This is a genomic window from Prevotella communis (assembly GCF_022024115.1).
GTDB classification, from domain to species: domain Bacteria; phylum Bacteroidota; class Bacteroidia; order Bacteroidales; family Bacteroidaceae; genus Prevotella; species Prevotella communis.
In genome coordinates this window covers 2,848,809-2,861,705 of record NZ_CP091792.1, presented here as the reverse complement: position 1 = coordinate 2,861,705, position 12,897 = coordinate 2,848,809, and the positions used below count along the sequence as shown (strand labels likewise).

Annotated in this window: 10 protein-coding genes and 1 pseudogene; 9 read left to right on the top strand and 2 right to left on the bottom strand. The window is 47.7% G+C overall.

All coding sequences use genetic code 11. The features are described from left to right. Nucleotide 1 precedes the first annotated feature (1 nt). The 5 genes from L6468_RS11920 (at nucleotide 2) to L6468_RS11900 (ending at nucleotide 7,089) form a co-directional block, all read left to right on the top strand. On the top strand, nucleotides 2-2,461 hold the full coding sequence (locus tag L6468_RS11920) for a bifunctional UDP-N-acetylmuramoyl-tripeptide:D-alanyl-D-alanine ligase/alanine racemase (protein ID WP_091854751.1): 2,460 nt from the start codon (nucleotides 2-4) through the stop codon (nucleotides 2,459-2,461). Between the two features lie 90 nt (nucleotides 2,462-2,551). After that, nucleotides 2,552-3,991 carry a PTS galactitol transporter subunit IIC gene (locus L6468_RS11915; protein WP_091818474.1) on the top strand — a complete coding sequence of 480 codons (1,440 nt, stop codon included), beginning with the start codon at nucleotides 2,552-2,554 and terminating at the stop codon, nucleotides 3,989-3,991. Between the two features lie 80 nt (nucleotides 3,992-4,071). Further along, nucleotides 4,072-4,506, top strand: coding sequence for a GxxExxY protein (locus L6468_RS11910; RefSeq protein ID WP_091818476.1), 435 nt, complete (start codon nucleotides 4,072-4,074; stop codon nucleotides 4,504-4,506). Nucleotides 4,507-4,593: 87 nt separating this feature from the next. Continuing rightward, nucleotides 4,594-5,598: a 5-dehydro-4-deoxy-D-glucuronate isomerase gene (kduI, locus tag L6468_RS11905; RefSeq protein WP_091818509.1), complete on the top strand. Its 1,005-nt coding sequence runs from the start codon at nucleotides 4,594-4,596 to the stop codon at nucleotides 5,596-5,598. 39 nt (nucleotides 5,599-5,637) lie between these two features. Continuing rightward, a complete protein-coding gene (locus L6468_RS11900) occupies nucleotides 5,638-7,089 on the top strand; it encodes an MFS transporter (RefSeq protein WP_237793405.1) in 1,452 nt (483 codons plus the stop codon). A gap of 35 nt (nucleotides 7,090-7,124) precedes the next feature. On the opposite strand, the gene L6468_RS11895 is transcribed toward L6468_RS11900, so the two are convergent. Continuing rightward, nucleotides 7,125-7,889, bottom strand: a complete 765-nt coding sequence (locus L6468_RS11895) for a nitroreductase family protein (protein WP_237793404.1) — start codon at nucleotides 7,887-7,889, stop codon at nucleotides 7,125-7,127. A 15-nt stretch (nucleotides 7,890-7,904) separates the two neighbouring features. Next, nucleotides 7,905-9,347, bottom strand: a complete 1,443-nt coding sequence (locus tag L6468_RS11890) for an alanine/glycine:cation symporter family protein (protein WP_091818510.1) — start codon at nucleotides 9,345-9,347, stop codon at nucleotides 7,905-7,907. Between the two features lie 349 nt (nucleotides 9,348-9,696). Between L6468_RS11890 and L6468_RS11885 the strand changes: the two are divergent. From L6468_RS11885 to L6468_RS11870, 4 genes and pseudogenes are all read left to right on the top strand, one after another. After that, a pseudogene (locus tag L6468_RS11885) lies at nucleotides 9,697-10,143 on the top strand (adenosylcobalamin-dependent ribonucleoside-diphosphate reductase); the annotation flags it as partial. 38 nt (nucleotides 10,144-10,181) lie between these two features. Next, a complete protein-coding gene (folB, locus tag L6468_RS11880; RefSeq protein ID WP_237793403.1) occupies nucleotides 10,182-10,562 on the top strand; it encodes a dihydroneopterin aldolase in 381 nt (126 codons plus the stop codon). Between the two features lie 55 nt (nucleotides 10,563-10,617). Continuing rightward, a complete protein-coding gene (locus tag L6468_RS11875; protein ID WP_237793402.1) occupies nucleotides 10,618-11,898 on the top strand; it encodes an N-acetylmuramoyl-L-alanine amidase family protein in 1,281 nt (426 codons plus the stop codon). 23 nt (nucleotides 11,899-11,921) lie between these two features. Continuing rightward, nucleotides 11,922-12,824: an MlaD family protein gene (locus tag L6468_RS11870; RefSeq protein WP_237793401.1), complete on the top strand. Its 903-nt coding sequence runs from the start codon at nucleotides 11,922-11,924 to the stop codon at nucleotides 12,822-12,824. Nucleotides 12,825-12,897: the final 73 nt, after the last annotated feature.

The following is a 12,897-nucleotide window of genomic DNA, read 5'->3' as shown; positions in this document are numbered from 1 at the left end:
TATGACATATACAATTGAAAAGGTGGCAACCCTGATAGGGGCGCGTCGCTATGGTGAAAAGGATGCAACCATAGGTTGGTTGCTTACTGACAGTCGCTCTCTGTGTTTCCCTGAGCAGACTTTGTTTTTCGCCTTGCGCACTAAACGCAATGACGGTCATAAATATATATCCGAACTCTACCGCCGTGGGGTTCGGTCGTTTGTAGTAGAACAGGTGCCAGAGGATTATCAGGCACAGTTCGCTGATGCTAATTTTCTGAAGGTTCCATCGCCACTGGCTGCCTTGCAGCGCCTGGCCGAGCGTCACCGTGATGAGTTTGATATCCCTGTGGTAGGTATCACGGGCTCTAACGGTAAGACCTGGGTGAAAGAGTGGCTGTATCAGATTTTGTCGCCCTCCATGAAGGTGACCCGTTCGCCAAAGAGCTATAACTCACAGATTGGCGTTCCTTTGTCAGTCTGGCTGTTGAACGAGCAGACGAAGGTGGCTTTGCTGGAGGCAGGTATCAGTGAACCGGGTGAGATGCTGGCCTTGCATGATATCATTCAGCCAACAATCGGTGTCCTGACCTCATTGGGTAGTGCCCATCAGGAGAATTTCCGTAATATGGACGAGAAATGTATGGAGAAGCTCCAGCTCTTCCGCAATACGGAGACCATGATTTATCCTTCTGATGATGACACGGTGAGCCGTTGCGTGCGTCGTTCGCAGTATCAGGGCGACCGTATCGGATGGTCCCGTTTCAACGATAAGGCTCCGATGTATGTCAAGACAGAGGGTAGTCATGTGTCATATGTATATAAAGGTATAGAAGGCAGCTATGATATCCCGTTTATCGATGAGGCCAGTATCGAGAACTCCATCACTTGTGCTACGGTGGCGCTGACGCTGGGGCTGACACCCGAGGAACTGGCCGAACGTATGCCAAAGCTGGAGCCTATCGCCATGCGACTGGAAGTGAAGGAGGGACAGCGCGGACTGACGTTGATTAATGATTCGTATAACAGTGACGTGAACTCCCTGGATATTGCACTGGACTTCATGAACCGTCGTCCGGAACAGGAAGGAAAACGTAAGACGTTGATTCTGAGTGATATCTATCAGACGGGTGAGTCGTCGGCTGAGTTGTATCGTGAGGTGTCGGAACTGATAGCCAAGCGTGGTATCGACCGGTTCGTAGGTATCGGACCGGAGATTTCCAGTCAGGCTGCGCAGATAGAGATTGGTCAGAAGTGGTTCTTTGCCAATGTGGATGATTTTGTGCAGAGTAGTGTCTTTAAGTCGATGCGTGATGAGATCGTGTTGCTGAAGGGCGCCCGCCCGTTTGGTTTTGAGCGCATCAGCGACCTGTTGGAACAGAAGGTGCACGAGACGATTCTTGAGGTGGATCTGAATGCGGTGGTGGACAACCTGAACTATTACCGTTCATTCCTGAAGCCCGAGACCAAGATGGTGTGCATGATCAAGGCTGATGCCTATGGCGCCGGCGCCGTGGAGATTGCCAAGACGCTGCAAGACCACCGCGTGGACTATCTGGCAGTGGCCGTGGCCGATGAGGGCGTGACGCTGCGAAAGGCTGGTATCACCCAGAATATCATCGTGATGAACCCGGAGATGTCATCGTTTAAGACGCTCTTTGACTATGACCTGGAACCAGAGGTGTATTCTTTCCGATTGATGAATGCGCTGGTGAAGGCTGCTCGTCATGAGGGTATCACAGGATGGCCTGTGCATATTAAACTGGACACCGGCATGCACCGCCTGGGCTTTGATCCCAAGAAGGATATCGATGAACTGATTGATTCGCTGAAACATCAGTCGGCCATCATTCCCCGTTCTGTATTCTCGCATTTCGTGGGCTCAGACAGTGACGACTTCGATAACTTCTCGGCAACGCAGTTCCGTGTTTTTGATGAGGCCAGTCAGAAGATACAGGCTGCTTTCTCGCACAAGATACTCCGTCATATAGATAACTCGGCAGGTATAGAGCACTTCCCTGAGCGACAGTTGGATATGTGTCGTCTGGGACTTGGCCTCTATGGCGTTGACCCACGTACCAATAATATCCTCTCTACGGTATCAACATTGAAGACCACGATTCTGCAGTTGCGCCGTGTGCCCAAGGAGGAGACGGTGGGCTACAGCCGCAAGGGAAAACTGGAGCGTGACAGTGTGATCGCAGCTATTCCTATTGGCTATGCCGACGGACTGAACCGTAAGTTGGGTAATCGTCATTGCTATTGTCTGGTGAACGGACAAAAGGCCGAATACGTAGGCAATATCTGTATGGATGTGGCGCTGATTGACGTGACAGACATCCAATGCGAGGAAGGTGACAGCGTGGAAATCTTTGGTAAGAACCTGCCTGTAACGGTGCTGAGTGATGTGCTGGAGACCATCCCTTATGAGGTACTTACCAGTGTCAGCAACCGCGTGAAGCGTGTCTATTTCCAGGATTAATTGCAAATAATTGATAATGGATAATGGGAAATTGATAATTATTTTGTAATTTTGCGCCCAATCTACGCTAAAACAAACAAAGTATAAGAAATGGAACAAGTTTTCAGTTACATCATTCAGTTAGGAGCGTCGGTCATGATGCCGATCCTCTTCACTATCATCGGCTTGTGCATCGGCATGAAGTTCGGCAAGTCGCTCAAGAGTGGTCTTTATGTGGGTGTCGGTTTTGTTGGACTGGGCATCGTGACGGCTCTGTTGACAACGAATTTTAATACCCCACTGGATGCCATCTCCAAGATCTTCAACCTGGACTTGAAGGTTTTTGACATGGGATGGCCTGCTGCTGCCGCTGTGGCTTACAATACAGCGGTGGGTGCACTGATTATCCCCATTTGCCTGGGTATCAATTTCCTGTTGCTGGTTACGAAATGTACCCGCACGGTGAATATCGACTTGTGGAACTACTGGCATTTTGCCTTCATTGGTGCCGTGGCTTATTTCGTGATGGACGAGAGCTTGTTGTGGGGCTATTTTGCTGCTATCAGTTGTTATATCGTCACGTTGGTGATGGCTGACCTGACAGCCGACCGTTTCCAGGGCTACTACGAGAATATGGAGGGCATCTCTATCCCTCAGCCTTTCTGTCAGAGTTTTACCCCGTTTGCCATCGCCATCAACTGGTTGCTCGACCGTATCCCAGGTTTCTCAAAACTGGATATCGATGCAGAGGGACTGAAGAAAAAGTTTGGTGTGCTGGGTGAACCTCTGGTGCTTGGTGTCATCGTGGGTGCCCTGATAGGTGCAGCTGCGCATTTCGACCACTTCACCAATTTTGAGGAGTATGCCGCAGGTTTTGCTTCTACATCAGACGCCGTGATGAGCATTGTGAAGTCTGTGCTTTTCCTTGGCGTGACGATGGGAGCCGTTATGGAACTGATTCCGCGTATCACCCGTCTGTTTATCGATGGACTGATGCCTATCTCTGAGAAGACTCAGGAGGTGGTGAAAAAGAAATTCAAGGGTAAGAAGGTTTATATTGGCATGTCACCGGCACTGGTGATTGGCCATCCTACGACACTTGTCGTGTCATTGTTGCTGATTCCTGTGACGCTGATTCTGGCTATCGCCTTGTCGAAGGCCGATAACCAGTTCCTGCCATTGGCATCGCTGGCTGGCATGTTCTATGTCTTCGTGATGGTATTGCCTTTTACTAAGGGTAATGTGGTAAAGACCTTTATCGTTGGCCTGGTGGCTGTAACCATCGGTCTCTATTTCGTGACGGATATGGCTCCTGCCTTTACGCTGGCTGCCAATACTGTATATGAGGCTACACAGGATAAGGCTGCTCAGATTCCTGAAGGTTTCCAGGCTGGTGCCATGGACTTCGCTTCTTCGCTCTTTGGTTATGTTGTCTATGCTTGTGTGAAATACCTGCAGTGGATTGGCATGGGCGTGCTGACAATCATTACAGTTGCCATGGTGGCGTGGAACCGCCTGCGCATCGTTCGTGAGGAAAAGAATTCAAAATAAATTTGTGATTTTAAGAAACGAATTGCCGTAATACGCATAATTATCTCGTAATTTTTATAATTTAATTCTAAGAGATTGAGATGACAAAAAAAGAATACATGGATATGTATGATGTCGTAGGTGCAGCCATGGAGGTCTATAATACGTTAGGCCGTGGTATGGCTGAAGCTATATATCAAGAATCTCTTGCCAAAGAATTTAAATTAAGGGGAATGGATGCGGAAAGGGAAAAACCTCTTTATTCCTATTATAAAGGTGTATTGTTAGACAAAATCTATTACGCTGATTTTTATTACAAAGATATTGTGATAGAATTGAAGTCTGTAGAAGAAGTTGTTTCCGACCATCGGGCTCAATTGTTTAACTATATGCGTATTACTAAACAGCATAGGGGGATTCTCTTGAACTTTGGAGAAACAAGTCTTCATGCAGAGCGATATCTTTTTTTACCGCAATATGATATGTTTGTCCTATTGAATCAAGATAATTACCGTGATTATATATCAGAGACATAAAAATGAGAAATTACGAAATAAATTATGCGTATTACGGCAATTAGTTTCTAAAAACAATAGAATTTTAAACTAAGTATAATGTATATGATGAAAAAAGCATTTCTTTCAATTGCAGGGGCTATTGCTCTTTCTCTTTCTGCTGCCAATGCACAGGAAGCTGACAGATTTGTGGGCGCACAACACGTGAAGTTCCAAACGGCATGTCATCCTGAGGATGTGAAGCACTATGACACGAAGATGCTTCGTGAGCGTTTCGTGATGGAGAAGGTGATGGAGGCTGACTCTATCCTGTTGACCTATTCACACTACGACCGCTTTATCTTTGGTGGTGCCATGCCTGTGACAAAGACCTTGAAGCTGGAGAACTTCTGGGAACTGGGTCTTGATGTGGATAATAACATCAAGGAGAAATATTTCCTCTACAATCGCGAGATTGGTATCGTGAACTGTGGTGAGGGTGATGGCTTCGTTATCGTTGACGGCAAGGAATATGCACTCTCTCCCAAAGAAGCCCTTTACATTGGCCGTGGTCATATCGGCAAGGGTAAGGATGTGAACAAGGAGGTGCTCTTCCGTTCAAAGGATGCCAAGAAACCTGCAAAGTTCTATCTGAACTCGGCCACTGCTCATCAGCACTATAAGACACAATGGATTACGCTTGACGGACGTAAGGGTTCTCTGAAAGCTGCCGTATGGGGACCTGTAGGTTCTCTGGAGGAGTGCAACAACCGTACTGTTTATAAGTTGATTGTGAATGATGTGCTGGAGGAAGGTCCCTGTCAGCTGCAGTTGGGACTGACACAGTTGAACCCCGGTGCTGCCTGGAACACGATGCCTCCTCATACTCACGGACGCCGTATTGAGGCTTACTATTACTTCAACCTGCCTCAGGAACAGACCATCGCTCATATCATGGGCCAGCCAGAGGAGAGTCGTGTGGTATGGTTGCACAACGATCAGGCTATCATGAGTCCGGAGTGGTCAATGCATGCTGCTGCAGGTACCTATTACTATACCTTTATCTGGGGTATGGCTGGCGAGAACCTGTATTATAATGATAAGGACAATATTCCCGTTATCGATATCCGATAATGGAATTTTGAAAGGGCTAAAAAACTAAATTATAAAAAAATGAGCGCTTTAACAAAAACAAAAATGTCCAACTTCCGTTGGGTTATTTGTGGCTTGTTGTTTCTTGCAACAACCGTAAACTACATGGACCGTCAGGTTCTCTCCCTGACGTGGAAAGACTTTATCTCGCCTGAGTTCCACTGGACTGATTCCAACTATGGTAATATCACGGCGGCTTTCTCAATCTTCTATGCCATTGCAAATCTCTTTGCAGGCAAGTTTATTGACTGGATGGGTACCAAGAAGGGTTACCTTATTGCCATCTTCGTGTGGTCACTGGGTGCCTGCATGCATGCCGGATGTGGCTGGGCTGCCATGAAATGGGGTGGCTATACGTCTATTGCAGAACTGGGTCAGCTGACCGGTGATGCTGCTGTGATGCTGGCAACCATCTCCATGTATATGTTCCTGGCCTGTCGTATGGTGCTGGCGCTGGGTGAGGCTGGTAACTTCCCCGCAGCTATCAAGGTGACGGCAGAGTATTTCCCCAAGAAAGACCGTGCTTTCTCTACCTCTATCTTTAATAGTGGTGCCTCTGTAGGTGCACTGGCTGCACCAGCCACGATTCCCTTGCTGGCTCGTGCCTGGGGTTGGGAGATGGCCTTTATTATTATCGGTGTGCTGGGCTTCGTATGGATGGGCCTTTGGATGTGGCTCTACGAGAAGCCTCATAAGAGCAAGTATGTGAATCAGGCTGAGCTCAACTATATCGAGCAGGATAATGACATTGCCGAGGTGCAGAATAAGCATGAGGCAAAAGAGGAGAAGACAATCTCGTTCTGGAAGTGTTTCACCTTCAAGCAGACATGGTCATTTATCGTTGGTAAGCTGATGACAGATGGTGTGTGGTGGTTCTTCCTGTTCTGGGCTCCCGCCTATTTCTCTGACCAGTATGGCTATACCTCAGACTCTTTGATGGGTATTCTGCTTATCCTAACGCTTTATGCTATCGTGACGGTCGTGTCTATTGGTGGTGGCTATCTGCCTACCTATTTTGTAGAGAAGCGTGGTATGAATCCTTATCTGGGTCGTATGCGTGCCATGTTGATCTTTGCTTGTTTCCCTGTGTTGGGACTGCTTGCACAGCCTCTCGGTGCTTATAGCGCCTGGTGGCCTGCTATCCTGATTGGTATCCTTGGCGCTGGTCACCAGGCTTGGTCTGCCAACCTCTTCTCTACTATCGGTGATATGTTCCCCAAGTCAACTATTGGAACCATTACAGGTATTGGTTCTATGGCCGGTGGCCTTGGTTCTTTTGCTATCAATAAAGGTTCTGGTGAGTTCTTCGACTGGGCTTCAAGTCAGGGCAGTGCATTCACCGTCATGGGCTTTGAAGGCAAACCTGCTGCTTACATGGTAGTATTCAGCATCTGTGCTGTGGCTTACCTTATCGGTTGGTTCATCATGAAGAGTCTTGTGCCAAAGTACAAGCCTATTGTGGTTGAGGATTAAGAATAGATAATCTATAAAAAAATAGGGCGCTTCAATCAGAAGTGCCCTATTTTTATGGTGCGGGGAAGGAAACCTTGGCGAATAAGGGCGTCGATGAGTCCTCTCGACATAGCTTCATTGTCTTTGCGGGTATAACGGATGTCAGTAAAGATCTGTGCGAGTGTTTCTTTGTGGTTTATCTCCACGAAATGCTGGTTCTCAGGCAAAGCCTCCTTCGCAGCATAGTATCTGTCAATATCCATAGCCAGATAATCGTTGTAGGTCTCCTGGTGAATGAAACTCTCTAGTGGCAGACGGTCGGAGAGGGGAGGCTCTTCGGCTGGCCAGCCAACAGTGATGGTGGCTACTGGCATGACGAGTTGGGGAAGACGCAGAACGTCGATAATCTGTTGCGGCTGATAGACGGTGGTGCCCAGGTAGCAATAGCCCAGTCCCTCTTCATCAAAGAGGTTGCAGAGTGTCTGCGTGTAGAGCAGTGCATCAGTGGCAGCATTGATAAACGACAGGAAGTTATCGTATCCAGGGTTGGCATTACGACAACGTGCCCAGGTGGAAGTGCGGTTGAAATCAGCACAAATGGTGAGTACGACAGGCGCCTCGGTCACCATAGGCTGGTTGAAATGGGCAGGCGCCAACTTCGCTTTCATCTCGTTGGAGCGGGTGATGACTACACTGTAGAGCTGCAGGTTGCCCATGGTCTGTGTGCGTGCAGCCTCATTCATTAATCGGTTCAGCAGTTCCTCGCTGACCTCTTTCTCGCTGTATTTGCGAATGCTGCGTCGTGTGAGTAAGTTTTTCATATCGATATCTTTTATTTATGATTCCCAGCAATCAAGTTCTTTTTCCAGTTCAGGTAGTAATTCCCTGTGGAATACAGGCTCTTTAATACCCTGGCGCTTCTGGTTGCGATAGTCGTCGAGCAGGCGGAAGGCATAGCGTCCCAGGAGCACGATGGCTATGAGGTTGCAGGCCGTGAGGAAGGCCATGAAGAAGTCAACGATATTCCATACCAGTTCGAAACTGGCCAAAGCACCGAATATGACCATCACGCCTGCAGAGAAAATACGGTATGTTGTCATCACTTTCGTGTTAGGGGTGATGAAACGGATATTGGCCTCACCGTAATAGTAGTTGCCAATGATACTTGAAAAGGCAAACAGGAAGATGGCAATGGCTACAAAGACGGGACCGGCGCTGCCTACCTCTGATTGCAGGGCTGACTGTGTGAGTGCGATGCCGTTGAGTTCCGGGACGTTATAGAGTCCGCTTATCAGGATGATAAATGCCGTGCATGAGCATACCAGTAGTGTGTCCGTGAAGACGCCCAATGCCTGGATGAGGCCTTGCTTGACGGGATGTGATACCGTTGCGGTAGCAGCCACGTTGGGAGCACTGCCCTCACCAGCCTCGTTGGAGAAAAGACCGCGCTTGACACCATTCATGATGGTTGCGCCAATACCGCCGCCAGCAATCTGTTCAATGCCAAAGGCATCAAGTACGATAACCTTGAAGACGTGGGGAATCAGGTTGATATTCATGGCGATGACAACAATCGCCAATACCACATAGCCAATAGCCATCACGGGTACCAGTACCGCACTGACATGAGCGATACGCTGGATGCCGCCAAAGACAATGAACAGGCCGAGAACAGCCAGTATGATTCCAACCCAGACGGGGGACCAGCCGAAAGCTTCTTGCATGGCGCCGCAGATGGTGTTGGCCTGTATGGAGTTGTTGGATAGTCCGAACTGCAGTGTGATGAGTATGGCAAACAGCACAGCCATCCATCGCTGGTGCAGGCCCCGCTGGATATAGTATGCCGGTCCACCAATGAACGAGTCTTTGTGTTTCTGCTTGAACAGCTGGGCCAAGGTTGATTCTACGAAGGCGGTGGCAGAGCCTACCAAGGCAATAATCCACATCCAGAAGACGGCGCCTGGTCCTCCAATGGCGATGGCTGTAGCTACGCCTGCCAGGTTGCCAGTGCCTACACGGGTGGCTACAGAAACGGCAAAGGCCTGGAATGAGGAGATATGCTTCCGCTTGCCTGACTCTCCGTCTTTCTTTCCTCGTGTCTGATCCTCTATGGTATCTACTGCCGAGTCTGTCAGCAGGCGTATCATCTCGCCCACCATGCGGAATTGTACAAAGCGCGTACGCCATGTAAACCATATTCCACATCCTACAAGTGCGAAGATTAATACATAGCCCCATACGGCATCATTTATGGAGGTAATCAGTTCGTTTAGTTCCATCGTTGTCTGTTCCAAGTCTTTTTGGTGCTTAATTTGGATGCAAAAGTACGAAAAAACGGACGCAAAACAAAAATTAGGTTTATTTTTCTTTGTTTTGTGTCCACTAAATAGTAACTTTGCAGCAATAAAAATGTCAAGATATAGATAAAGCAACAAAATGGATACACAGAAAAATACGTCGAGCGACGCAATACTTCAGGCGTTGGTAGCTGCCTATGGTGGCGAGGAACGTCTGGTTAGTGAACTGCTGAAACGTGAACAAGGCTGTAAGAAACCCGTTACGGAGGAACAGATGAAACGCTTGGGAGAGCATTTCCGTGATATACAACCTGTTGGAAATCTGAGTGCTTGCCTGGGCCCTCAGGTTACTGAGGTTCGTCCTATGGCACTGGAATGTGACGTGGTGCGTTTCCAGAACAACAAGGAGAAATGGGTGGCTCTGGTTGGTCTGCTCGACGGATACCCATACGAAATCTTCACAGGATTGCAGGATGATGACGAAGGTATCGTGCTGCCTAAGTCTGTGACTAAGGGTAAGATTGTCAAGCAGACAAATCCTGATGGCACTAAACGTTATGACTTCCAGTTTGAGAATACCCGTGGCTATAAGATTACGGTAGAGGGTTTGTCGGAGAAATTCAATCCTGAATACTGGAATTATGCCAAACTGATCAGTGGCGTGCTGCGTTACAGGATGCCTATAGAGCATGTGATTAAGCTGGTTGGCTCGCTGCAGTTGCAGTCAGAGAGTATCAATACCTGGAAAAACGGCGTGGAGCGTGCCTTGAAGAAGTATGCACCGGGCAGTAGCGATGTTGATGATACGCAAGACGAATGAAGCTGTCGGAGAGTAGTATATTCCTGAATGATGTACGCCTCTATGCCTATCATGGCGTATTGGAACAGGAGCGTAGGGTGGGAGGCGAGTATTCCGTCTCCTTGCGCGTACATTATAATATATATAAGGCGATGGAGTCTGATGACGTTTCAGACACGTTGAACTATGCCCTGCTGCTTGAACTCGTGAAACGGGAGATGGCTTGTCCTTCAAGCTTATTGGAACATGTGGTGGGCCGTATAGGAAAGGCTGTCTTCAAGGAATTTCCCCTGGCTGAGTCTGTAGACTTGACATTAACGAAACTGAATCCACCCATGGGGGCTGACTCTGCAGGAGCTGGAGTCAGTGTACATTTAATAAATGATAAAACTCTGTAATGATTGTCGGGTTTTTCGCAAAAAAGCCGTAATTTTGCAGTTGATTCTATAAAGTATGAGTAGAAAATTTTATGTTTTTCTATTGTTGATATGCTGTTTCGCCGTGACTTCATTTGCGGCGAAACGTCCATTTACGCTAGTGATTGATGCCGGCCACGGAGGTAAGGATGCAGGTGCTCCTGGAAAATACTCGTATGAGAAGAACATCAACCTGAAGGTGGCATTGGCTTTTGGACGTTATGTGGAGAAGAACTGTCCTGACGTGAAGGTCATCTATACACGTAAGACGGATGTGTTTATCCCTTTGCATGAGCGTGCCGCTATTGCCAACAGGAATAAGGCTGACGTGTTTATCAGTATACATACCAACTCTGTAGCCAGCAAGAAACCTATCTCGGGTCTGGAGACCTATACCATGGGTATGCGTCGCTCAGGCGAGAAACTCAGTGCTGCTATGCGTGAGAATGATGTGATCCTGATTGAGGATAATTATCAGCAGCATTATTCCGGTTTCGATCCCCGTTCACCTGAAAGCTATATCATGTTTGAGGTGCTCAACGATAAGAACATGCTGGAGAGTGTTGAACTGGCAAAGGGAATCCAGAAGAATGTCTGCCGCACGGCTAATCGTCCCAATAAGGGCGTGAAGCAGGATGCCTTCCTTGTGTTACGTGAGACATCAATGCCTGCCTGCCTGATAGAATTGGGTTATATTACGACACCATCGGAAGAGGCTTATCTGAATGCTCCAAGTAATCAGGAGGCCATGGGACGCGGTATCTATCAGGCTTTCGTGGAATACAAGGCCAGGGCTACCCATCAGCCTATGCCGGTAAAGGTGGAGGAGCCTGAAGTTCCTGAGCAAAGCGTAAAGGAAGAAGCACCCGTCAAGCAGGAGGTCCAGGAAGCACCTGTTGTGCCAGCAGAAACACCGGAGGTTGCTGTTAAGCAGAATGCACCAGCCAAGCAGGAGGCTCCAGTCAAACAGGAACAGCCTGTACAAAAAAAGACGTCTGTAAAGCCGGCACAGCCTGCAAAAGCTGATACCGTCAAGACGGTAGCCGTTGCTGCGCCTGTCTTCAAGGTTCAGTTCCTGGCAAGCAATACCAGGATTAAGGCGGGAGATGCCCGTTTCAAGGGATTGGATGGCGTAGACAGTTACCAGGAGGGTGGACTCTGGAAATATACTGTGGGCTCTACGGAGAGTTATGCGGAAGTCAGACAGCTCCGTGCACAAGTGGTAAAGGTGTTCCCTCAGGCATTTATAGTGGCTTTCAAGAATGGTGAGAAGATGGATACCCAGAAGGCCATCAGAGAGTCACAACAAAAGAAGTAAGAAATCTAATAAAATATTCGGCTATGAAATTTTTGACAAATGAGGTAAAAATAGCATTGGCTGCTATCGTAGGTATTGTCATTCTGTTTGCTGGCATGCAGTTTTTGAAGGGACTCAATATATTCTCTTCTGCAGATAAGTATTATGTACGTTTCTCTGATATTAGTGGCTTGTCGGCCTCTAGTCCCGTCTATGCTAATGGTTATAAAGTTGGCGTGGTGGAAAAAGTCCTGTACGACTATTCTCAGCCAAACAATATCGTTGCTGTTATGGGGCTCGACAAGAACCTGATGTTGCCGAGAGGCACTAAAGCAGAAATCTCAAGTGACCTGCTTGGAAATGTGAAATTGGAACTGAAGTTCGGCCCCAATCCTATTGACTTGGTGCAAAAAGGTGATACCATTGATGGTGGTATGGCCAGTGGATTGATGGATAAGGCTGCAGATATGATACCTCAGGTAGAAGTCATGTTGCCCAAGTTGGATTCTATTCTAGCCGCACTGAATACTTTGTTGCATGATTCTGCAATCACGCGTTCTGTCCATAACGTGGATCAGATTACGACAAATCTTGGTTCTACTACCAATGAACTGAACCAGTTGTCTTCACAGTTGAACCATCAGATGCCCCAGATGCTGGCAAAGGTGGATGGTGTGCTTACAAATACAGAGGGCGTGACCCGTCAGTTGAATGAGATGGATTTTGGAGCCACGATGCAGAAGGTAGACCGTGCTGTGGGTAACCTGGAGCAGACCACGGCTAAGTTGAACAGTAATGAAGGTACACTTGGATTGCTGATGCGTGATCCGGGTCTCTATAACAACATGAATGCTACGATGCGTAGTGCTGATTCATTGCTGATGGATATGAGACTGCATCCAAAACGCTATGTACACTTCTCTATTTTTGGCAGAAAAGACAGGTAAATTTAATTTTGTCTAAATAGTAAAATGGGCGGAAACGCCCATTTGCTATTTTGTAACTAATTGAAAAATAGGT

What these genes read in the sequence shown, in the direction of transcription:
- L6468_RS11920 (WP_091854751.1), top strand. Translation starts at nt 2, where the DNA reads ATGACATATACAATTGAAAAGGTGGCAACCCTGATAGGGGCGCGTCGC.
- L6468_RS11915 (WP_091818474.1), top strand. Translation starts at nt 2,552, where the DNA reads ATGGAACAAGTTTTCAGTTACATCATTCAGTTAGGAGCGTCGGTCATG.
- L6468_RS11910 (WP_091818476.1), top strand. Translation starts at nt 4,072, where the DNA reads ATGACAAAAAAAGAATACATGGATATGTATGATGTCGTAGGTGCAGCC.
- kduI (WP_091818509.1), top strand. Translation starts at nt 4,594, where the DNA reads ATGAAAAAAGCATTTCTTTCAATTGCAGGGGCTATTGCTCTTTCTCTT.
- L6468_RS11900 (WP_237793405.1), top strand. Translation starts at nt 5,638, where the DNA reads ATGAGCGCTTTAACAAAAACAAAAATGTCCAACTTCCGTTGGGTTATT.
- L6468_RS11895 (WP_237793404.1), bottom strand. Translation starts at nt 7,889, where the DNA reads ATGAAAAACTTACTCACACGACGCAGCATTCGCAAATACAGCGAGAAA.
- L6468_RS11890 (WP_091818510.1), bottom strand. Translation starts at nt 9,347, where the DNA reads ATGGAACTAAACGAACTGATTACCTCCATAAATGATGCCGTATGGGGC.
- folB (WP_237793403.1), top strand. Translation starts at nt 10,182, where the DNA reads ATGAAGCTGTCGGAGAGTAGTATATTCCTGAATGATGTACGCCTCTAT.
- L6468_RS11875 (WP_237793402.1), top strand. Translation starts at nt 10,618, where the DNA reads ATGAGTAGAAAATTTTATGTTTTTCTATTGTTGATATGCTGTTTCGCC.
- L6468_RS11870 (WP_237793401.1), top strand. Translation starts at nt 11,922, where the DNA reads ATGAAATTTTTGACAAATGAGGTAAAAATAGCATTGGCTGCTATCGTA.